Origin of the sequence: Massilia endophytica, assembly GCF_021165955.1 — a bacterium.
In the GTDB taxonomy this organism is placed as follows: Bacteria; Pseudomonadota; Gammaproteobacteria; order Burkholderiales; family Burkholderiaceae_D; genus Rugamonas; species Rugamonas endophytica.
Genome location: NZ_CP088952.1, coordinates 2,755,029 through 2,774,733, shown reverse-complemented (window position 1 = coordinate 2,774,733; position 19,705 = coordinate 2,755,029). Strand labels below are relative to the sequence as shown.

General features: G+C 64.5%; 20 protein-coding genes. 15 read left to right on the top strand and 5 right to left on the bottom strand.

Annotated elements, in window-relative coordinates; all coding sequences use genetic code 11:
* Nucleotides 1-27: 27 nt before the first annotated feature.
* From LSQ66_RS12430 to LSQ66_RS12415, 4 genes are all read left to right on the top strand, one after another.
* A complete protein-coding gene (locus LSQ66_RS12430; RefSeq protein WP_231765521.1) occupies nt 28-2,457 on the top strand; it encodes a DUF349 domain-containing protein in 2,430 nt (809 codons plus the stop codon).
* On the top strand, nt 2,454-2,906 hold the full coding sequence (moaE, locus tag LSQ66_RS12425) for a molybdopterin synthase catalytic subunit MoaE (RefSeq protein ID WP_231765520.1): 453 nt from the start codon (nt 2,454-2,456) through the stop codon (nt 2,904-2,906). Before LSQ66_RS12430 ends, moaE begins: the two co-directional genes overlap by 4 nt.
* Nucleotides 2,907-2,988: 82 nt before the next feature.
* Nucleotides 2,989-5,595, top strand: a complete 2,607-nt coding sequence (clpB, locus tag LSQ66_RS12420; protein ID WP_231765519.1) for an ATP-dependent chaperone ClpB — start codon at nt 2,989-2,991, stop codon at nt 5,593-5,595.
* Between the two features lie 75 nt (nt 5,596-5,670).
* The gene (locus tag LSQ66_RS12415) at nt 5,671-6,189 is read left to right on the top strand and encodes a hypothetical protein (protein WP_231765518.1); all 519 of its coding nucleotides are present in this window, start codon (nt 5,671-5,673) and stop codon (nt 6,187-6,189) included.
* On the opposite strand, the gene LSQ66_RS12410 is transcribed toward LSQ66_RS12415, so the two are convergent.
* Nucleotides 6,177-6,965, bottom strand: a complete 789-nt coding sequence (locus tag LSQ66_RS12410) for an AraC family transcriptional regulator (RefSeq protein WP_231765517.1) — start codon at nt 6,963-6,965, stop codon at nt 6,177-6,179. The genes LSQ66_RS12415 and LSQ66_RS12410 overlap by 13 nt on opposite strands.
* Nucleotides 6,966-7,055: 90 nt before the next feature.
* On the opposite strand from LSQ66_RS12410, the gene LSQ66_RS12405 reads away from it, so the two are divergent.
* Both LSQ66_RS12405 and aceA read left to right on the top strand, forming a co-directional pair.
* On the top strand, nt 7,056-8,270 hold the full coding sequence (locus LSQ66_RS12405; protein ID WP_231765516.1) for an MFS transporter: 1,215 nt from the start codon (nt 7,056-7,058) through the stop codon (nt 8,268-8,270).
* Between the two features lie 292 nt (nt 8,271-8,562).
* Nucleotides 8,563-9,858 (top strand): isocitrate lyase, encoded by a 1,296-nt coding sequence (gene aceA, locus LSQ66_RS12400; RefSeq protein ID WP_231765515.1) that lies wholly within the window; start codon nt 8,563-8,565, stop codon nt 9,856-9,858.
* Between the two features lie 164 nt (nt 9,859-10,022).
* Here the strand turns inward: aceA and LSQ66_RS12395 are convergent, their stop codons facing one another.
* Entirely contained in the window at nt 10,023-10,235 is a 213-nt protein-coding gene (locus LSQ66_RS12395; protein WP_231765514.1) for a hypothetical protein, read from the bottom strand.
* Nucleotides 10,232-10,489, bottom strand: coding sequence for a hypothetical protein (locus LSQ66_RS12390; protein WP_231765513.1), 258 nt, complete (start codon nt 10,487-10,489; stop codon nt 10,232-10,234). The genes LSQ66_RS12395 and LSQ66_RS12390 overlap by 4 nt, the downstream gene beginning before the upstream one ends.
* Before the next feature lie 130 nt (nt 10,490-10,619).
* Between LSQ66_RS12390 and LSQ66_RS12385 the strand changes: the two genes are divergently transcribed.
* Both LSQ66_RS12385 and LSQ66_RS12380 read left to right on the top strand, forming a co-directional pair.
* On the top strand, nt 10,620-11,540 hold the full coding sequence (locus LSQ66_RS12385) for a 23S rRNA (adenine(2030)-N(6))-methyltransferase RlmJ (protein ID WP_231765512.1): 921 nt from the start codon (nt 10,620-10,622) through the stop codon (nt 11,538-11,540).
* Between the two features lie 68 nt (nt 11,541-11,608).
* Complete coding sequence (locus tag LSQ66_RS12380; protein WP_231765511.1) at nt 11,609-12,874, top strand: EAL and HDOD domain-containing protein; 1,266 nt, start codon at nt 11,609-11,611, stop codon at nt 12,872-12,874.
* On the opposite strand, the gene LSQ66_RS12375 is transcribed toward LSQ66_RS12380, so the two are convergent.
* Both LSQ66_RS12375 and LSQ66_RS12370 read right to left on the bottom strand, forming a co-directional pair.
* Nucleotides 12,860-13,597 carry an SAM-dependent methyltransferase gene (locus tag LSQ66_RS12375; protein WP_231765510.1) on the bottom strand — a complete coding sequence of 246 codons (738 nt, stop codon included), beginning with the start codon at nt 13,595-13,597 and terminating at the stop codon, nt 12,860-12,862. The genes LSQ66_RS12380 and LSQ66_RS12375 overlap by 15 nt on opposite strands.
* Before the next feature lies 1 nt (nt 13,598).
* Complete coding sequence (locus tag LSQ66_RS12370; RefSeq protein WP_231765509.1) at nt 13,599-14,189, bottom strand: Maf-like protein; 591 nt, start codon at nt 14,187-14,189, stop codon at nt 13,599-13,601.
* Between the two features lie 137 nt (nt 14,190-14,326).
* Between LSQ66_RS12370 and LSQ66_RS12365 the strand changes: the two genes are divergently transcribed.
* From LSQ66_RS12365 to acpP, 7 genes are all read left to right on the top strand, one after another.
* The gene (locus LSQ66_RS12365; RefSeq protein WP_231765508.1) at nt 14,327-14,821 is read left to right on the top strand and encodes a YceD family protein; all 495 of its coding nucleotides are present in this window, start codon (nt 14,327-14,329) and stop codon (nt 14,819-14,821) included.
* A 171-nt stretch (nt 14,822-14,992) separates the two neighbouring features.
* On the top strand, nt 14,993-15,175 hold the full coding sequence (rpmF, locus tag LSQ66_RS12360) for a 50S ribosomal protein L32 (protein WP_231765507.1): 183 nt from the start codon (nt 14,993-14,995) through the stop codon (nt 15,173-15,175).
* A 124-nt stretch (nt 15,176-15,299) separates the two neighbouring features.
* The gene (gene plsX / locus LSQ66_RS12355) at nt 15,300-16,367 is read left to right on the top strand and encodes a phosphate acyltransferase PlsX (protein WP_231765506.1); all 1,068 of its coding nucleotides are present in this window, start codon (nt 15,300-15,302) and stop codon (nt 16,365-16,367) included.
* A 5-nt stretch (nt 16,368-16,372) separates the two neighbouring features.
* The gene (locus tag LSQ66_RS12350) at nt 16,373-17,353 is read left to right on the top strand and encodes a beta-ketoacyl-ACP synthase III (protein WP_231765505.1); all 981 of its coding nucleotides are present in this window, start codon (nt 16,373-16,375) and stop codon (nt 17,351-17,353) included.
* Nucleotides 17,354-17,579: 226 nt separating this feature from the next.
* Nucleotides 17,580-18,521, top strand: coding sequence for an ACP S-malonyltransferase (gene fabD / locus LSQ66_RS12345; protein ID WP_231765504.1), 942 nt, complete (start codon nt 17,580-17,582; stop codon nt 18,519-18,521).
* Between the two features lie 15 nt (nt 18,522-18,536).
* Complete coding sequence (gene fabG / locus LSQ66_RS12340) at nt 18,537-19,283, top strand: 3-oxoacyl-ACP reductase FabG (protein ID WP_231765503.1); 747 nt, start codon at nt 18,537-18,539, stop codon at nt 19,281-19,283.
* 148 nt (nt 19,284-19,431) lie between these two features.
* Nucleotides 19,432-19,671, top strand: coding sequence for an acyl carrier protein (acpP, locus tag LSQ66_RS12335; protein WP_028104092.1), 240 nt, complete (start codon nt 19,432-19,434; stop codon nt 19,669-19,671).
* Nucleotides 19,672-19,705 lie beyond the last annotated feature (34 nt).

The window sequence follows — 19,705 nt, the reverse complement described above, 5'->3', positions numbered from 1 at the left end:
GTGGTTTTGATCCATCCATAGCTCATCATGTTCGAATTTCTCCGCAAGCGTCCAGGCGAATCCTCCGGTTCCGACAGCGATGCCGGCCAGCCCGCGGCAGCGGGCGAGGCTGCCGCAGCGGACGCGGCGGCGCGCCGGGCCGCCCAGGTGGAGCAGGCCCGCGCCTTGGCCGGGGACGAAGCCGCGGCCGTCGAACTGATCCTGCACAGCGAATTCGCCGACGTGCGGCTGGCTGCGGCCGAGCACGTGGTGTCCCAGGACATGCTGGCCAAGGTACAGCAGGCCGTGCGCAATTCGGACCGCCGCGTGGCCAAGCTGGTGCAGGGCCGCCTCGACGCCATCCGCCACCGCCAGGCCGAGGAGCGGCAGGCCGAGCTCACCATTTCCAATGCCCAGCGCCTCCTGCAGGAAGAAAAGCTGGCCCCGAACCAGGTGGCCGACCTCGACCGCCAGTGGCAGGTGATCGCCGCGCCGCCCGCCCTGGCGGCCCAGTTCGACCAGCTGCGCACGGCCCTGGGCGCCCGGCTGGAAACCCAGGTCACTCTCCAGCGGCAGATGCGCGACGAGCTGAACGTGCTGCGCCAGCTGGCGCCCGGCGAAGCGGGGGAGGCCGAACTGGCCCGTATTGCCGAGGCCCATGCGGCCCAGCTGGCGGCGCCCGAGCATGCCTCGCTGCCGCGCCATCTCCTGAACGATTTCGACGAAGCGCTGGCGGCGGCGCGGGCCCGCGTGGCAGGCAGCCCGGCGCCGGCGCCCGACGCGGCCCCGCCCGCGTCCGAGAGCGCCGCGCCGGAAACGGCCGCTGCGCCCGCCAAGCCTGCGCGCGAACGCCACAAGGCCACCCCGGCGGACAAGGAAGCCAACCAGCGCTTCATGGCCATGGTGGACCAGATGGAAGCCGCCCTCAGCCAGGGCCAGCTGCACATTGCCTCCGATCTCGACAAGGCGCTCAAGGAAGCCAAGACGGGCCGCCTCACGCCGCCCCAGGCCGACCGCCTGGCCCATGTGAGAAGCGAGCTCAAGCGCTTGGGCGACTGGGCGCGCTGGAGCGGCAATGTTTCGCGTGAAGAGATGGTGCACGCGGTGGAGCAGCTGCCCGCCCAGCAGCTCTCGATGAGCGAACTGGCCAAGAAGGTGGGCAGCATGCGCGAGCGCTGGAAGGCGCTGGACGGCGTATCCGGCCCCGCTCCCCGCAGCCTGTGGGAGAAATTCGACGCCGCCTGCACGGCCGCCTATGCGCCTGCAGCGGCCCACTTCAAGCATCTGGCCGAAGAGCGCCACGGCAACGCCGCCAAGGCCCAGGCCCTGATCGACGAGGTGCAGGCCCTGATCGCCACCGACCCGGCAGCGAAGGAGGATTGGCGCGCCATCGCCTCCGCTTCCCAGCGCCTGCGCCAGGCGTGGAGCAAGCTGGGCACCATCGACCGCAAGGACAAGCGCAAGCTCGACACCGCCTTCGGCAAGGCCATGGATGCGCTGATGGCGCCGCTGGAAGAACAGCGCAAGATCGAGGTGGCGCGCCGCGAGCAGCTCATCGAGGAGGTGGGCAAGCTCAAGCCGAGCGAGCGCCACACGGTGGACACCCTGCGCGGCCTGCAGCAGGCCTGGCAGACCCACGCCAAGGCCCTGCCGCTGGAGCGCAAGGCGGAGCAGGCCCTGTGGCAGAAATTCCGCGCCGCCTGCGATGCCGTGTTCGCCCAGCGCAAGGAATCGGCCCATGCCGCCGACCACGAACGCAAGGCCCACCTGCATGCCCGCGAAGCCATCTGCGCCACCCTGGAGAACGCCGTCTTCGAGGGCGATGACAAGGCCGTGCAGGCCGCCATCTCCAAGGCCCTGCGCGACGCGGCCACGGCCTGGCACGCCTCCGGCACCGTGCCGCGCGCGGCCGAACAGCGCATCGAGCAGCGCTACCGGGCCGCCGTGGCCAAGGTGCAGGCCCAGGGCGACGCGGTGCGCAAGCGCGCCGGGGCGGCCCAGGCCAACGCCATGCGCGACAAGCTGCGCCTGACGCAGGCGCTGGAAAATGCCATCGCCGCGCCGGACGAGATCGATGCACAGGACTGGGGCGCCCGCTGGCACGCCCTCCCTGCGCTGCCCGCCGACTATGAGAAAACCCTGCGCAGCCGCTTCGACGCGGCCCTGAAGGCCGCCGGAGGGGAGGCGAGCGCCCGCGCCGCCTATGCGGGCCAGCTGGAAGCGAACCGGCCGCGCCTGCTGTCCGAGGTGCTGCGCCTGGAGATCGTGGCCGGCATCGACAGCGGCGCCGAGTTCGCGCGCGACCGCCTGAAGATGCAGGTCGAGGTGCTGCAGAACTCCCTCAAGTCCGGCCAGAAGCCCGCCAGCCACGCGGCCCAGTTCCTCGCGCTGTGCGCCATGCCAGCCCTGGTGGACGACCGCACGGCCAGCCGCATCGAACAGCTGTTCCGCCGCATCGGCGCCTCGGAGTCCCGATGAGCCGGGTTTCCGTGCAGGCCGGGGACTTCGACCTGTCCGCCGAGGTCGCCAAACTGCGCGCCGGACAGGGCAAGGTTGGCGCTATAGTGAGCTTCGTCGGCACCGTGCGCGACCTGAACGATGGCGCCGACGTGGCGGAAATGGAGCTGGAGCATTATCCGGGCATGACGGAGCAGTCGATCGAAGCCATCATCGTGCAGGCCGAAGAGCGCTGGCCCGTGCATGGGGTGCGCGTCATCCACCGCATCGGCCCACTCAAGCCCCTGGACCAGATCGTTCTCGTAGCCGTGACGGCGGCGCACCGCGGCGAAGCCTTCGCCGCCTGCGAGTTCATCATGGACTACCTGAAGACCGAAGCCCCGTTCTGGAAGAAGGAGCAGACCCCCGGCGGCGCCCGCTGGGTCGACGCCCGCAACAGCGACGACGCTGCCCTGGAGAAGTGGAAGTAGGAACACGCCAGTTTCACACTTGAAAAGTGGTCGCGCAGCCATATTTTGTCGTTAGGATAAATTTGGGAGGCATGGTTGCACGATGCGTCAAGATAAACTGACTACAAAACTACAGGAAGCGATTGCCGACGCCCAGAGCCTGGCGGTCGGAAGCGATAACCCCTATATCGAGCCCATCCATCTGCTGATGGCGCTCATGAACCAGGAGGACGGCGGCGCCCGCTCCCTCCTGCAGCGCGCCGGTGTGAACATCGGCGGCCTGATGAACGCCCTGAAAGCAGGCCTGGAGCGCCTGCCCAAGGTGTCGGGCACGGGCGGCAATGTGCAGGTGAGCCGCGAGTTCGTGTCCATGCTCAACCTGGCGGACAAGGAATCCCAGAAGCGCAACGACCAGTTCGTATCCAGCGAAATGGTGCTGCTCGCCCTGACGGACGACAAATCCGACGCGGGCCGCCTGGCGCGGGAGAACGGCCTGAGCCGCAAGTCCCTGGAAGCGGCCATCGATACCGTCCGGGGCGGCAACAAGGTCGATTCGGCCGAGGCGGAAGGGCAGCGCGAGGCGCTCAAGAAATACACCCTGGACCTGACCGAGCGCGCCCGCATGGGCAAGCTGGACCCCGTGATCGGCCGCGACGACGAGATCCGCCGCGCCATCCAGGTGCTCCAGCGCCGCACCAAGAACAATCCCGTGCTGATCGGCGAGCCGGGCGTGGGCAAGACGGCCATCGTGGAAGGCCTGGCCCAGCGCATCGTGAACAACGAGGTGCCCGATTCCCTGCGCGGCAAGCGCGTGCTCTCGCTCGACATGGCGGCCCTGCTGGCAGGCGCCAAGTTCCGCGGCGAGTTCGAGGAACGCCTGAAGGCCGTGCTGCACGAGCTGGCGAAGGACGAAGGCCAGACCATCGTCTTCATCGACGAGCTGCACACCATGGTGGGCGCGGGCAAGGCCGAAGGCGCCATGGACGCGGGCAATATGCTCAAGCCTGCGCTGGCGCGCGGCGAGCTGCACTGCCTGGGCGCGACCACGCTGGACGAATACCGCAAATACATCGAGAAGGACGCCGCGCTGGAGCGCCGCTTCCAGAAGATCCTGGTGGACGAGCCGAGCGTGGAGGCGACCATCGCCATCCTGCGCGGGCTGCAGGACAAGTACGAGCTGCACCACAAGGTGGAGATCACCGACCCCGCCATTATCGCGGCGGCCGAGCTCTCGCACCGCTACATCACCGACCGCTTCCTGCCCGACAAGGCCATCGACCTGATCGACGAAGCGGCTTCGAAGATCAAGATCGAGATCGACTCCAAGCCGGAGGTGATGGACAAGCTCGAACGCCGCCTGATCCAGCTGAAGATCGAGAAGGAAGCCGTCAAGAAGGAGAAGGACGAGGCCTCGCGCCGCCGCCTGGACCTGATCGACGAGGAGATCGCGAAGCTCCAGCGCGAGTACAACGATTATGAGGAGGTGCTGAAGGCCGAAAAGGCCAATGTACAGGGCACCACGCATATCAAGGAAGAGATCGAGCGCATCAAGCAGCAGATGGAGGAAGCGACGCGCGCCTCCAACTGGCAGCGCGTGTCCGAACTCCAGTACGGCAAGCTGCCGGAGCTGGAGGCCCAGCTGAAGCAGGCCGAAACGGCAGGCGGTGAGGCCGAGGACAAGCCGCGCCTGCTGCGCACCCAGGTGGGTGCGGAGGAGATCGCGGAAGTGGTCTCGCGTGCCACCGGCATTCCCGTCTCGCGCATGATGCAGGGCGAACGCGACAAGCTGCTGCACATCGAGGAGAAGCTGCACGAACGCGTGGTGGGGCAGGACGAGGCGATCAACGCCGTGGCCGACGCCATCCGCCGGTCGCGCGCGGGCCTGGCCGATCCGAACCGCCCATACGGCTCCTTCATGTTCCTCGGCCCGACGGGCGTGGGCAAGACGGAGCTCACCAAGGCGCTGGCGGCCTTCCTCTTCGACACGGAGGATTCGCTGATCCGCATCGACATGAGCGAATTCATGGAGAAGCATTCGGTGGCCCGCCTGATCGGCGCGCCGCCGGGCTACGTGGGCTACGACGAAGGTGGCTACCTGACGGAGGCCGTGCGCCGCAAGCCTTACAGCGTGATCCTGCTCGACGAGGTGGAGAAGGCCCACCACGACGTGTTCAACGTGCTGCTGCAGGTGCTGGACGACGGCCGCATGACCGATGGCCAGGGCCGCACCGTGGACTTCAAGAACACTGTGGTGATCATGACCTCCAATCTTGGCTCTCACAAGATCCAGTCGATGGACGAAAGCGATCCGGCCGTGGTGAAGCTGGCCGTGATGGCGGAGGTGCGTTCCCACTTCCGGCCGGAGTTCATCAACCGCATCGACGAGATCGTTGTCTTCCACGGCCTGGACGACAAGAATATCGGTTCGATTGCGAAGATCCAGCTCAAGATCCTGGAAGAGCGCCTGAAGCGCATGGACATGGGCCTGGAAGTGAGCGACGCCGCGCTGCAGAAGATCGCCGAAGCGGGCTACGACCCGGTGTATGGCGCCCGTCCGCTGAAGCGCGCGATCCAGCAGCAGATCGAGAACCCGCTGTCGAAGCTGATCCTCGAAGGCCGCTTCGGGCCGAAGGACGTGATCCGCATCGACGCCCGCAACGGCTCGCTGGTCTTCAGCGCGGACGGCAAGGAAGAAGTCGTCCACATGTAATGCTCACCGGTCTCCGTGCTATGCTGCCCCGGCGCGCGTGGCACACCGCTCACGCGGCATACACGGAGTACCTTGATGAAATCGATTCTGCTGGCTTCCCTTCTCGCCCTGTCCACGCTTGCGCGTGCCGCCGACTACAGCGGCACCTGGGCGCTCGACAAATCCCGCAGCAAGCTCCCGCCGCCATATGAGCGGGTCAGGAGCCATATCCTGATCAACACCCAGACTCCCACGCGCCTGAACGTGATGGTGGAAATGGATGCCGGTTTGCCCGAGAAGGACAAAACGGCCATCGTCTATCCCCTGGACGGCAGTGTGCTCAACACCGAATCGAAGATCCGCATGCAGCAAGGGCAGGTGAGCGTTCCCGCGACGGTGACGGGCAGCACCGACGCGGAGGGCGGCGTCCACTTCCTCACCAAACGCACCATCCCCATGGGCGGGCAGCAGATTACCAGCAACGACGCCGAGGACTGGAGCCTGAGCGCGGACGGCAATGTGCTGACCGTCCGCCGCAGCACCGACTCGCCGCGCGGGAAGCTCGACTACGAAATGGTGTTCGTGCGCCAGCAGCCGGCCGCTCAGGGAGGCTGACGCGCGAAAAAGCTCGATGGGGGACTGCCGAAAGTCTTGCGGAACATGGCAGTGAAGGCCGACTGGCTGGCGTAGCCCAGTTCCTCGGCCACCCGCGAGAGCGGCATGCCGCGCGCGATCATGGGCGCGGCATGCGCCAGCCGCACCTGCTGGCGCCACTGGCCGAAGCGCATGCCCAGCTCCTTTTCGAACAAACGCGCCAGCGTGCGCTCGGAGGCGCCCACCTCGCGCGCCCAGTGTTCCAGCGTCTGCGGCGCGCCCGGCGCCTCGATCAGCGCTTCGCAGAGCGCCTTCAGGCGCTTGTCCTGCGGCAGGGGTACGCGTATCGGCCGCGTCGGCGCCCGCGCCAGTTCATCCAGAATCAGTTCTCCCAGCAGGGCCGCCCGCGCTTCCGGCAGCTCGCCATCTGCCGGCTCGAGCGCGGCGATCAGCTCGCGCAGCAGGGGGCTCACTTCCACCACCCGGCACTTCTCGCCATTGAAAGGCTCGCGCGCCGCATGGATGCGCAAGGGGCAGAGGTAGGCTTCTTCCAGCGTCACCACCTCGTGCAGGACGCCGGGCGCGATCCAGATGGCGCGCTGCGGCGGTACGATCCAGCTGCTGCGCTCCGCGCTGACCCGCATCATTCCGTGCCCGGCATAGGTAAGCTGGCCCCATTCGTGGCTGTGCGCGCCGACGACGGTGTCCGCATCGAGAGTGCGGCCGGAGATCGTGACCGGGCGGCCGGGTGTCGGACCCGCTCCGGCCATGGGCGGGACGCGAAGGGTAGGGTGCATGGCGGTTTTGCGATAAATGTTGGCTATCTATCTTAATTCAGACGGACAGCTTTTGCTTAAACTGAAATCCTTTCTTGAAGGATTATTCGCATGAGCACGGAAACCGCCCCATTCCGGCAGGACGCCCGCGTGATCGGCCTGGTCGGCATCGCCCACGGCACCTCCCACTTCTACCACCTCATTCTGGCCGCGCTGATTCCCTGGCTGAAGCCCGCCTTCAACCTCAGTTACACGGAGCTGGGCATGCTGATGACGGTCTTCTTCGTGGTCTCCGGCGTGGGCCAGGCCATGGCCGGCTTCGTGGTGGACCGCGTGGGCGCGCGCGCCGTGCTCTTTTTCGGCATGGCGATGCTGGGCCTGTCCGCGCTGATGCTGTCCGGCGCGGCCAGCTATGCGGCCCTGCTGGCGGGCTCCGTGCTGGCAGGTGTCGGCAATGCCATCTTCCACCCCGCCGACTACACGCTCCTGAACCAGCGCGTATCGCGGGCGCGGCTGGCGCACGGCTTCTCGGTGCACGGCATCAGCGGCAATATCGGCTGGGCGGCCGCGCCCCTGTTCCTGACGTCGGTGGCCGCCGTATCGGGCTGGCGCTCGGCCTTGCTGTGGGCGGCCCTGCTGCCGTTCGGCGTGCTGCTCGTGCTGTGGCTGAACCGCGAGGCCCTGCGTCCCGATCCCATTGCCCCGCGCAGCGCGGCGGCGGGGCAGGGCGGCAGCATGGCTTTCATGCGCCTGCCTTCCGTGTGGATGTGCTTTGCCTTCTTCCTGCTGACGGCCGTGGCCCTGGGCGGCATCCAGAGTTTCGCCTCCATCAGCCTCCAGTCCCTGTACGGCATTTCGCGTGAACTGGCCACGAGTTCCTATACGGCTTACATGCTGGCCTCCGCGGCGGGCATGCTGGCTGGCGGCTTCCTGGGCGCAGGCGCCAGGCATCATGACCGCACGGTGGCCCTGGCCTTCGCTGCTGCGGCCCTGCTGGCGCTGGTGCTCGCGGCAGGCGCGGGACCGGCCTGGATGGCGCTGCCGCTCATGGCCATGATCGGCCTGTGCTCCGGTATCGCCGGTCCGTCGCGCGACCTGATGATCCGGGCCGCGGCGCCGAAAGGCGCAACGGGCAGGGTGTATGGCGTCGTGTACTCCGGCCTGGACAGCGGTCTCGCCATCGGGCCCTTGCTGTTCGGCGCCGTCATGGATGCGGGCCACCCCAGCTGGGTCTTCGCCGGTATCGCCCTGTTCCAGGCGCTGGCGATTGCGACGGCGGTGGGCGTCGGCGGAAGCACACGGGCGGCCCAGCTCCGGACCGCTTAGAAAATGCGCTAACGCAACACGATGCCCCGCTTGCCGGGGCATTATTTTTCATCCTGCGAGAACCCTGTTTCACATCTTGAAAAGTGCACAAACTCAAGCATGGGTTTGCCTTCCATTCCAAGAAATGTCATTGCGTATCATGGAATTTGAAATGCAAGTATTTGATAAAAAAGGAAAATAAATTGATCATCTGTCTTATATAAGACCATTGTTGCACTGAACAATAGTGCCTATGATGTTCTTAACGGATTCGCTTTTTCTGACATCTCGTTTTCATTCATAGGAGAGCATCATGGCAACTCGTGAACAGCAAGTCGCAGCACTGCAAAAAGATTGGGACAGCAACCCGCGCTGGAAGGGCATCACCCGCAGCTACACCGCCGAAGACGTGGTCCGCCTGCGCGGCTCCGTGCAGATCGAGCACACGCTTGCCAAGCGCGGCGCCGAAAAACTGTGGGACCTGGTGAACAACGAGCCCTTCGTCAACGCCCTGGGCGCGCTGACCGGCAACCAGGCCATGCAGCAGGTGAAGGCGGGCCTCAAGGCCATCTACCTCTCCGGCTGGCAGGTGGCGGGCGATGCCAACCTGGCGGGAGAGATGTATCCCGACCAGTCGCTGTATCCGGCCAACTCGGTGCCCATGGTGGTCAAGCGCATCAACAACACCTTCCAGCGCGCCGACCAGATCCAGTGGTCCGAAGGCAAGGACGACATCGACTTCTTCGCTCCCATCGTGGCCGACGCGGAAGCGGGCTTCGGCGGCGTGCTGAATGCCTTCGAGCTGATGAAATCCATGATCGAGGCGGGCGCCTCGGGCGTGCACTTCGAGGACCAGCTGGCCTCCGTCAAGAAATGCGGCCACATGGGCGGCAAGGTGCTGGTGCCGACCCGCGAGGCGGTGGAGAAACTCACCGCGGCGCGCCTGGCGGCGGACGTGATGGGCACACCCACCCTTATCATCGCCCGCACCGACGCCGAGGCGGCCGACCTGCTCACCTCCGATATCGATGCCAACGACCAGCCTTTCTGCACCGGCGAGCGCACGGTGGAAGGCTTCTTCAAGGTCCGCCCCGGCATCGACCAGTCGATCGCACGTGCCCTGGCCTATGCGCCGTATGCGGACCTGGTGTGGTGCGAGACCGGCAAGCCGGACCTGGCCTTCGCCAAGCAGTTCGCCGAAGCGGTGCACGCCAAGTTCCCGGGCAAGATGCTGGCCTATAACTGCTCGCCGTCCTTCAACTGGAAGAAGAACCTGGACGACGCCACCATCGCCAAGTTCCAGAAGGAGCTGGGCGCCATGGGCTACAAGTTCCAGTTCATCACGCTGGCCGGTTTCCACGCGCTGAACTATGGCATGTTCAACCTGGCGCATGGTTATGCGCGCCGCCAGATGTCGGCCTTCGTCGAGCTTCAGGAGGCGGAATTCGCTGCTGCCGAGAAGGGCTTCACTGCAGTGAAGCACCAGCGCGAAGTGGGCACGGGCTACTTCGATGCCGTGACCCAGACCATCCAGCAGGGCCAGAGCTCGACCACGGCGCTGCACGGCTCCACGGAAGACGAGCAGTTCTTCGACAAGAAAGTAGCCTAAGGCGGAGGGGACGGACCCTGCTTTCGGCGCAGCCGAAACCGGGGTCCGTCCCCGGTAACCCAGTCGATCACCGATCACAATCCGTTAACCGTGTTCGGTGGCGGACTGTGTTTTCGGGGACAGACCCCAGTTACTTCGTAAGTGGGGTCTGTCCCCTCTGCCAACTACGGCTTTGGAATGTGCGCCGACAGGCGCTGGGTGTATTCATCCAGGTCGCGGATGGTGCCCATGTCGTCGTCCACTTCCACGGTATGCAGCTGGTGGCCTGGCGCGAAGTTCACCGTCGCTTCCACGCCATCCTTCTTCTCGGTCAGGGACTCGCCCTGCACGGCGCCGATGATGTTGCCGGCGCGGTCCGTCACAATGGTCATCTTCATTTCATACCTCCGCCTTGCAGGTTGTGGAAGCAGCCGCCCGTGCCCAGGTTGTGGATGGCGACAAAGTAGTTGGTGGTGCCGTCGTTCAGCTTCTGCTTGCGCTGCTGGTCGGCCAGGTGCACCGCGCCCAGGTTGGGCGTCTTGATGTCCGCCGAAGCGAACTGGGTGCCATGGTCGCCGCCATAGCTGTAGAACCAGAAGGCCGACTGCCCTGGAGCCAGGAAGGTCAGGGGACCGACGTTGTTGAATGCCATGGTGTCCTCCATTGAACATGCCGCACGCCCAATTGCGCACGGATGCTCCATGGTATGCCTGCTGCCGGGCTCGCCTTTGATCCAGGTCGATATGGGATAATGGCGGATCGCCCAAGAATAATCCGCATCCATGTTCAGTTACCGCCACGCCTTCCATGCCGGCAATCACGCCGACGTCCTCAAGCACTTCGTCCAGATGCAGGTGCTGCAATACCTGAACCAGAAGGACGTCGCCTACACCTATATCGACACCCACTCCGGCGCAGGGGTGTATGCCCTGGACAGCGCCCAGGCCACCAAGAACGCGGAATTCGAAACCGGCATCGGCCCCCTGTGGGAGCGCGGAGACCTGCCGCCCGCCCTGGCCGAGTATGTGAACCTCGTGCGCGCCATGAACCCGAGCGGGAAGATGCGCTACTACCCCGGCTCGCCGTATGTCGCCGAGCAGGTGGCGCGCGAGCAGGACCGCATCCGCCTCTTCGAGCTGCACCCGGCCGACGCCAAGATCCTGGACGAGAACTTCCGCAAGCTGGAACAGCATGAAGCGGCCCAGGGCCGCCGTCCCGCCGCGCGCGGCAAGCGCGTCATCGTCAACAAGGCCGACGGCTTCCTGGGCGTGAAGGCGCTGCTGCCGCCGCCGTCGCGCCGCGCCCTCGTGCTGTGCGACCCGCCTTATGAGGACAAGCAGGATTACAAGAAGGTGGTCGACATGCTGGCGGACTCGCTCAAGCGCTTCCCCACCGGCACCTACGCGATCTGGTATCCCGTGCTGCAGCGGATCGAGGCGCGCAATTTTGCCGAGAAGCTCAAGCGCCTGCCCGCGGCCAGCTGGCTGAACGTCACGTTGACCGTGTCCACGCCGGGGCCGGACGGCTTCGGCCTGCACAGCAGCGGCATGTTCCTGCTGAATCCGCCATACACCCTGGAGCCCACCCTCAAGCAGGTTATGCCCTGGCTTGTCAAGGCGCTCGCCCGGGACAATGGTGCTAAATTTACATTGGAAAGTGGCGAGGCAGCTACATCTTCTGGCAAGGGTGGTAGCAAACCATAAAGATGTTGCCAAATGTCACTAGTAGGACTAGTCTTACAGAAGATCCCCTTTTGTAAGTGAGTCCCGCCATGATGGTCGCCGAAAGCGCCGCCTTCGCCTCCCCCGGTGTCGTAAATCAATTCTTCCTGGCCCGCCAGCCCATCCTGAACCGCGAACAGCGCCTGTTCGCCTATGAGCTGCTGTACCGGAATGCCAATTACACCCCGGGCGGCGCCTTCCCGGACGGGACGTCCGCCACCGCTTCCGTGATCGCCCATGCCAACGAACTGGGCATGCAGCAGGTCGTGGGCGACCAGCTGGCCTTCGTCAACGTGGATGCTGCGGGCCTGATGAGCGACTTCATCGGCTTCCTCCCGCACGACAAGGTCATTCTGGAAGTGCTGGAGACCGTGATCCCGACGGAAGAGGTGATCGGCCGCATCCATGAGCTGAAGGGCATGGGCTACCGATTTGCCCTGGACGACGTGGCAACCGATTGCGAGGTGGTGCAGAAACTGCAGCCCCTGGTGGACATCATCAAGGTGGACATCAAGGCCATTCCGCCCGAGGGCCTGGCCGCGCTGACCGACTCCCTGCGCAGCCCGCAGCACAAGCTGCTGGCCGAGAAGGTCGAGACCCAGGAAGAATTCCAGCAGTGCCTGGACCTGGGCTACGAATACTTCCAGGGCTATTACTTCGCCAAGCCCGCCGTCCTCACCGGCAAGAAGATTTCGCCGTCCCAGATCGCCATCATCAAGCTGCTGGAACTGCTGACCGGCGACGCCGAGCAGCGCGATATCGAGCAGCACGTGAAGCAGGACCCGCTGATTTCGGTGAACCTGCTGAAGCTGGTGAACACCCCAGGCCTCGGTTCCAGCGTGCGCATCAACTCCGTCGGCCACGCGCTGATGGTGCTGGGCCGCCGCCAGCTGCAGCGCTGGCTGCAGATCCTGCTGTATGCGCGCGGCTCCGAGTTCGACTCTCCGCTGCTCCAGCTGGCCACTTCGCGCGGCAAGATGATGGAGCTGATGATGGAGAAGCTGCGCCCGCGCGACCGCGTGACGGCCGAAATCGGCTTCACCGTGGGCATCATGTCCCTGATGGATGCGCTGTTCTCGATCCAGATGGACGAACTGCTGGAAAGCATCAACGTGCCGGAAGAGGTGCGCGATGCGCTGCTCAATCGCGAAGGCCAGTTTGGCGAGGCGCTCACCCTGATCGAGCTGGTGGAGATGGCGCACGGCGGCAGCGAGCTGGGCGAGCGCCTGGAAAAGCTGGGCATGGACCTGCAGGACCTCTACGAAACCCAGCTTACCGCCTACGAGTGGGTCAACGGCGTGTCATCCGGCCATTAAGAGGAAGACCGTCGGCTTCTTGTGGAAGTCCGGCGCCTGGCCTGCGCCCAGCAGGCTTTTCCATTGCGCGCCCGAGCGGGTGTGCACCGTTTCCGAAGGCAGGCTGAGGTCGGTCGCCACGCAGATCAGCGTGGACGGCTGGCAGCCTGCCACCAGCGCATCCAGCATGGCCGCATTGCGGTAAGGCGTCTCGATGAAGAGCTGGGTCTGCTTCTCCTTGCGCGAGCGCTCCTCCAGCTCCTTGATGCGCTTGCCGCGCGCCGCCGCATCGGTGGGCAGGTAGCCGTTGAAGGCGAAACTCTGCCCGTTCAGGCCGCTCGCCATCACCGCCATCAGCAGGGAAGACGGCCCCACCAGGGGGCGCACGGCAATGCCGTGCTGGTGGCAGAGGCGCACCAGGTCCGCTCCCGGATCGGCCACGGCCGGCACGCCCGCTTCGGACAGCAGGCCCACATCGTGGCCCGCCTGGAGCGGCGCCAGCAGGGCGGCCAGGGCCTCGGGCTTCGTATTCACGTTCAGCTCGGCGATGGCGATTTCCTGCATCGGCTTGCACAGCGGATGCGCGGCGCCCACCAGCTTGAGGAAGGCGCGCGCCGTCTTGGCGTTCTCGGCCACAAAGTGATCGAGGCTGGCCGTCAGGATCTGCACCTGCTCGGGAATGACATGGGACAGGGATTCGGTCTCGCCGAGCGTATTGGGAATCAGGAAAAGAGTGCCTGGCATATCAAAGCTGGAAGAAGGTGACGCCGGCCTTGCGCAGCATGCCGGTCAGGGCGATCAGGGGCAGGCCGGTGAGGGCGGTAGGATCGCTGGAATCGATGCGTTCGAGGATGGCGATGCCCAGGGCCTCGTTCTTGGCGCTGCCCGCGCAATCGTAGGGCTGTTCGATGCGCAGGTAGGCATCCAGCTCCGCGTCGGGCAGATCGCGGAACTTCACGGCCGTGCGGATGTCTTCCAACTGATGGCTGCCATCGCGTCCGTCCCACAGGCAGAGGGCGGTATGAAAGACGACTTCGCGCCCGCGCATGGTTTGCAGCTGGGCGAGGGCGCGGGCATGGTCGCCCGGCTTGCCGATCTGGGCGCCGTCCAGGGTGGCCACCTGGTCGGAGCCGATGACGAGGCTGCCGGGATGGCGGACGGCGACGGCGGCCGCCTTCTCGCGCGCCAGGCGCAGGGCGGTGGCGGAGGGCGATTCGCCCGGCAGCGGGGTTTCGTCGAGGTGGGGCGCTTCGGCCGTGAAAGGCAGTTGCAGGCGCGACAGCAGTTCGCGCCGGTAGGCGGAGCTGGAGGCGAGGATCAATGGCGGATTCGGCATTTTTTTGTTCTGGCTAGGCGGCAGGATTTGTTATATGCTCTGTGCGCCGTCGGTTTTGTGCGAAAAAGCGCGCAAGTCTTTGACTCGGCGGTGAAAATCCTGTTATTATCGCAGGTTTTCGAGGGAAATTTTAGCCAATGAATGCTTTTGTGATCGACGCTTTCGAGTTCTGTCGGACCAACAGCAAGCGCGACGGCGTGACGCCGGTGGCTGAAATGGAGCGCCTGTCCAAGGACTGCGCCGACGACAGCGGCCTGATTCGCTGGACGGCCGAGGGCAGCACCAGCAAGCAGGGTTATCCGCAGATGCGCCTGAGCGTCGCGGGCACCGTGCAACTGGCCTGCCAGCGCTGCCTGACCCCGTTTGCATACGAAATGAATTCGTCCACGCTGCTGATGCTGGGCGAGAGCGATGCCGATGCCGATGAGATCGAAGAGCTCATCGACGACGAATCGATCGACGTGATCGTCGGCACCCGCTCCATGAACCTGATGGATTTGATTGAAGACGAGGCTTTGCTGGCGCTGCCGCAATCGCCGCGTCACGAGGTCTGCCCGGATACGGCGCTGCTCGACAAGCTGAAAAGCGAAAAGGCGAGCCCCTTCGCGGGCCTCAAGGATCTGAAGAAATAAGCGGAGCGAGCTTCGCGCAGGAACGTGTCAAAACGCGTGTAGTTGATCGAGTATTGGCATTTGGTAGGTAGGCAGTAAGGGGTAAAAATATTTGCCCCAGGGATACTCGATCTGCATGATTTTGCCGATCGACTGTGTTAAAATTTTAGAACTTAAGTATTAGGAGTCATCATGGCAGTTCAACAGAACAAGAAGTCCCCATCGAAGCGCGGTATGCACCGTTCGCACGATTTCCTGGTTGCTCCGCAACTGGCAGTCGAGCCAACCACCGGTGAAACCCACCTGCGTCACCACATCAGCCCGAACGGCTTCTACCGTGGTCGCAAAGTGCTGAAGACCAAGAACGACGAGTAATCGACGTTTTTTGTTGGGCCCGAGACTAAAGCGGTGCGACGCAGTGCATGCTGACGTGGCGCCGCTTTTTCTTTTTTGAACTCCCCAGCAACTGACGTTCGTCAGCGTTGCTCCTAGCCCCGCAATGACACTCAAAATCTCTATCGACTGCATGGGCGGCGACCACGGCCCCTCAGTCACCATTCCCGCCGCAGTCTCCTTCCTTCAACGCAAACCCGACGCCGAACTGATCCTGGTAGGCCTGGAAGACGTCATCCGCGCTGAACTCAAGAAGACCGGCGCCGACACGCATCCCCGCATCACCGTCCACCACGCTTCCGAGCAGGTGACCATGGACGATCCCCTGGAAGTGGCCCTGCGCCGCAAGAAGGATTCCTCCATGCGCGTCGCCATCGAGCTGGTCAAGGACGGCAAGGCCAATGCCTGCGTTTCCGCGGGCAATACGGCGGCGCTGATGGCCGTGTCGCGCTATGTGCTGAAAACCATGGCCGGCGTGGACCGGCCCGCCATCTGCTCCATCCTGCCGAACCAGAAGGACGGTCCGACCTATGTGATGGACCTGGGCGCCAACGTGGACTGCGAACCGCACCACCTGCACCAGTTCGCCATCATGGGCTCCGTGCTGGTGCACGCCATGGAAGGCATCGAGCGCCCGACCATCGGCCTGCTGAACGTGGGCACGGAAGACATCAAGGGCAACGAGGTGGTGAAGCTCACCTCCAAGCTGCTGCAGGCCGACCACGAGCGCGGCGCCCTGAACTTCTACGGCAATGTGGAAGGCAACGATATCTTCAAGGGCACCACCGACATCGTGGTGTGCGACGGCTTTGTGGGCAATGTGACCCTGAAGGCCGTGGAAGGCCTGGCGCGCTTCGTGAAGATGGTGCTGACCACCGAATTCAAACGCAACCCCATCACCATGCTGGGCGCACTGATCGCGAACTCCGCGCTGCGCCGCATCTCTAACAGGCTGAACCCCTCGCGCTATAACGGCGCGAGCCTGCTCGGCCTGCGCGGCCTGGTGTTCAAGAGCCATGGCGGCGCGGACGCGGAAGCCTTCCAATGGGCGATCCGCCGCGCGCACGACGCAGCCCAGCAGGACGTGCTGCACCAGCTCTCTACCATGATTGCCGAACTGATGCCGCGCGAGACTCCTCCACAAGAACCGGTTGCTACGACGAATATCGGGTGAGACCTATGTACAGCAAAATCATTGGCACTGGCAGCTACCTGCCGGAAAAACGTGTCACGAACCAGGACCTGACCGATCAGCTGGCGGCCAAGGGCATCGAAACCTCGGACGAGTGGATCACCTCGCGCAGCGGCATCTCCGCCCGCCACTACGCCGAGCCGGAGCAGAACTCCTCCGACCTGGGCGTGCTGGCCGCGAAGAAGGCGCTGGAAATGGCGGGCCTGCAGCCGGACGATATCGACCTCATCATCGTCGCCAGCTCCACGCCGGACTTCTTCGGCAGCTTCCCCAGCACCGCCTGCGTGGTGCAGCGCAAGCTGGGCATGAGCAATAACGGCGCGGCCCTGGACGTGCAGGCCGTGTGCAGCGGCTTCGTCTACGCCATGGCCACGGCGGACAGCTTCATCAAGTCCGGCATGCACAAGAACGCCCTGGTGATCGGCTCCGAAGTGTTCTCGCGCATCCTCAATTTCGAAGACCGCACCACCTGCGTGCTGTTCGGCGACGGCGCGGGCGCCGTGGTGATGACGGCTTCCGAAGAGCCGGGCATCCTGGCCTGCAAGCTGCATGCGGACGGCCGCCATGGCGACATCCTGAACCTGCCGGGCAATCTCTCCGGCGGCGCGGTCGAGGGCAATGCCTTCCTCTACATGGACGGCCAGGCCGTCTTCAAGCTGGCCGTGAACGTGCTGGAAAAGGTGGCCAACGAGGCTCTGGAGCAGGCGGGCATGACCTCCGAGCAGATCGACTGGCTGATTCCGCACCAGGCCAATATCCGCATCATGAACGGCACGGCCAAGAAACTGGGCCTGCCTGCCGAGAAAATGGTGGTGACGGTGGACCAGCACGGCAACACCTCGGCCGCCTCCATTCCCCTGGCCCTGGACCTGGCCGTGCGCGACGGCCGCGTGAAAAAGGGCCAGACCGTGATGATGGAAGGCGTGGGCGGCGGCTTCACCTGGGGCGCCGTCCTCGCCCGGATGTAGTCGGCGGCAGATGGGGTCAGACCCCGGACGGGGTCTGACCCCGAAAGCCTAGTCCGCCACCGAACACGGTCAGCCAACTGTGATCGGTGGCTGACTGTGGTACCGGGGTCAGACCCCATGCGGGGTCTGACCCCGGCGCCGGCAGCTTGCGAAAATGTAAGGGCAGCTTCCCGGACCCGTGTAAAATCGCACATCTTTAGAATTAGTAGTCTAAAAGAACACAACTATGAGCAAATTTGCATTCGTATTCCCCGGCCAGGGCTCCCAGGCCGTCGCCATGATGGAAGGCTTTGCGGGCAACCCTGTGGTGGAGCAGACCATTGCCGAAGCCTCCGATGCACTGAACTTCGACCTGGGCAAGCTGATGGCCGAAGGTCCGAAGGAAGAACTGGACCTGACCACCAACACCCAGCCCGTGATGCTGACCGCCGCCGTGGCCGCCTACCGCGCCTGGATTGCCGCCGGCGGCGCCGTCCCTTCCGTGGTCGCGGGCCACAGCCTGGGCGAATACTCCGCCCTGGTCGCCGCGGGCGTGATCGATTTCAAGGACGCCGTTCCCCTGGTGCGCTTCCGCGCCCAGGCCATGCAGGAAGCCGTGCCCGTGGGGCAGGGCACCATGGCCGTGGTACTCGGCCTGTCGGACGACGATGTGCGCGCCTCCTGCGCCGAAGCGGCTGCCGCCGATCCCTCGCAAGTGGTGGAGCCGGTGAACTTCAACGCGCCCGCACAGGTGGTGATCGCGGGCCATACCGCCGCCGTGGAAAAAGCCTGCGAGATCGCCAAGGCCAAGGGCGCCAAGCGGGCCATGAAGCTGCCGGTGTCCGCGCCTTTCCACAGCTCGCTGCTCAAGCCCGCTTCGGACCGCCTGCGCGACTACATGGCGAACATCAAATTCAAGGCCCCGCAGATCGCCCTGATCAACAACGTGGACGTGGCCGTGGTGAACGACCCGGCCGGTATCAAGGATGCGCTGGTGCGCCAGGCCGCGAGCCCCGTGCGCTGGGTCGAAACCATGCAGAAGGTGGCGGCCGACGGCATCGTGAACGTGATCGAATGCGGTCCGGGCAAGGTGCTGATGGGCCTGACCAAGCGCATCGACGCCAGTCTGGTGGGTGATGCGATCACCGACCAGGCTTCGCTGGAACGCCTGCTGGCTTCCCTTAAATAATAAGAAGGAGTTCGAATGAATCTGTCCAAGCAAGTTGCGCTGGTGACGGGCGCCTCGCGCGGCATCGGCAAGGCCATTGCCCAGGAGCTCGCGCGCCAGGGCGCCATCGTGGTCGGCACCGCCACCACCGAGGCGGGCGCGGAAGCCATTTCCGCCTACCTGGCCGAGATCGGCCCCGAGGCAGGCAAGGGCCTGATGCTGAACGTGACCGATGTCGAGCGCTGCAACGCTGTCATCGACGAGATCGGCAAAACTTACGGTGCCGTGGGCATCCTGGTCAACAACGCGGGCATCACCCAGGACAACCTGGCCATGCGCATGAAGGACGAGGAATGGGACAGCGTCATCTCCACCAACCTGTCCGCTGTGGGACGGCTGTCCCGCGCGGTCCTGCGCGGCATGATGAAAGCGAAGACTGGGCGTATTATTAATATCACTTCGGTGGTGGCGTCTTCCGGCAACCCCGGCCAGATGAACTACGCGGCGGCGAAAGCCGGCGTGGAAGGCATGAGCCGCGCGCTGGCGCGCGAGATCGGCAGCCGCAACATCACCGTCAACAGCGTTGCCCCTGGCTTCATCGATACCGATATGACCAAGGTGCTGGGCGAAGACCAGCATGCAGCCCTGCTGACCCAGATTCCCCTGGGCCGCCTGGGCAAACCGGAAGACATCGCAGCAGCGGTCGCATTCCTGGCGTCCCCGGCTGCGGCCTACATCACCGGCACCACGCTGCACGTGAACGGTGGCATGTATATGAATTGATGAGGCCCGCGCGGCACGTTGGCTGCGCGTTCCCGTCTTTTAGCAGTGATTTCGGTCCAGCTGGACGCAAAAGCCGAAATTAGTTTTTCAGCGCGCAAACCTGATAAAATGCGCGCTTTCCGTAACATACACATAATGGAGCCATAACATGTCGGATATCGAACAACGCGTTAAGAAAATCGTCGCTGAGCAACTGGGCGTCGCTGAAGCAGACATCAAGAACGAATCCTCCTTCGTGGATGACCTGGGCGCCGATTCTCTGGACACCGTTGAACTGGTGATGGCACTGGAAGACGAATTCGAAATGGAAATCCCTGACGAGCAGGCTGAGAAGATCACCACCGTGCAGCAAGCCATCGACTACGCTACCGCCCACGTCAAGGCCTAAGTTTCAGCAGTACCCGATCGACTCCAGGAGATTC

Excerpts from the sequence above, each read along its gene's own strand:
- LSQ66_RS12430 (WP_231765521.1), top strand. The coding sequence starts at position 28 with ATGTTCGAATTTCTCCGCAAGCGTCCAGGCGAATCCTCCGGTTCCGAC.
- moaE (WP_231765520.1), top strand. The coding sequence starts at position 2,454 with ATGAGCCGGGTTTCCGTGCAGGCCGGGGACTTCGACCTGTCCGCCGAG.
- clpB (WP_231765519.1), top strand. The coding sequence starts at position 2,989 with ATGCGTCAAGATAAACTGACTACAAAACTACAGGAAGCGATTGCCGAC.
- LSQ66_RS12415 (WP_231765518.1), top strand. The coding sequence starts at position 5,671 with ATGAAATCGATTCTGCTGGCTTCCCTTCTCGCCCTGTCCACGCTTGCG.
- LSQ66_RS12410 (WP_231765517.1), bottom strand. The coding sequence starts at position 6,965 with ATGCACCCTACCCTTCGCGTCCCGCCCATGGCCGGAGCGGGTCCGACA.
- LSQ66_RS12405 (WP_231765516.1), top strand. The coding sequence starts at position 7,056 with ATGAGCACGGAAACCGCCCCATTCCGGCAGGACGCCCGCGTGATCGGC.
- aceA (WP_231765515.1), top strand. The coding sequence starts at position 8,563 with ATGGCAACTCGTGAACAGCAAGTCGCAGCACTGCAAAAAGATTGGGAC.
- LSQ66_RS12395 (WP_231765514.1), bottom strand. The coding sequence starts at position 10,235 with ATGAAGATGACCATTGTGACGGACCGCGCCGGCAACATCATCGGCGCC.
- LSQ66_RS12390 (WP_231765513.1), bottom strand. The coding sequence starts at position 10,489 with ATGGCATTCAACAACGTCGGTCCCCTGACCTTCCTGGCTCCAGGGCAG.
- LSQ66_RS12385 (WP_231765512.1), top strand. The coding sequence starts at position 10,620 with ATGTTCAGTTACCGCCACGCCTTCCATGCCGGCAATCACGCCGACGTC.
- LSQ66_RS12380 (WP_231765511.1), top strand. The coding sequence starts at position 11,609 with ATGATGGTCGCCGAAAGCGCCGCCTTCGCCTCCCCCGGTGTCGTAAAT.
- LSQ66_RS12375 (WP_231765510.1), bottom strand. The coding sequence starts at position 13,597 with ATGCCAGGCACTCTTTTCCTGATTCCCAATACGCTCGGCGAGACCGAA.
- LSQ66_RS12370 (WP_231765509.1), bottom strand. The coding sequence starts at position 14,189 with ATGCCGAATCCGCCATTGATCCTCGCCTCCAGCTCCGCCTACCGGCGC.
- LSQ66_RS12365 (WP_231765508.1), top strand. The coding sequence starts at position 14,327 with ATGAATGCTTTTGTGATCGACGCTTTCGAGTTCTGTCGGACCAACAGC.
- rpmF (WP_231765507.1), top strand. The coding sequence starts at position 14,993 with ATGGCAGTTCAACAGAACAAGAAGTCCCCATCGAAGCGCGGTATGCAC.
- plsX (WP_231765506.1), top strand. The coding sequence starts at position 15,300 with ATGACACTCAAAATCTCTATCGACTGCATGGGCGGCGACCACGGCCCC.
- LSQ66_RS12350 (WP_231765505.1), top strand. The coding sequence starts at position 16,373 with ATGTACAGCAAAATCATTGGCACTGGCAGCTACCTGCCGGAAAAACGT.
- fabD (WP_231765504.1), top strand. The coding sequence starts at position 17,580 with ATGAGCAAATTTGCATTCGTATTCCCCGGCCAGGGCTCCCAGGCCGTC.
- fabG (WP_231765503.1), top strand. The coding sequence starts at position 18,537 with ATGAATCTGTCCAAGCAAGTTGCGCTGGTGACGGGCGCCTCGCGCGGC.
- acpP (WP_028104092.1), top strand. The coding sequence starts at position 19,432 with ATGTCGGATATCGAACAACGCGTTAAGAAAATCGTCGCTGAGCAACTG.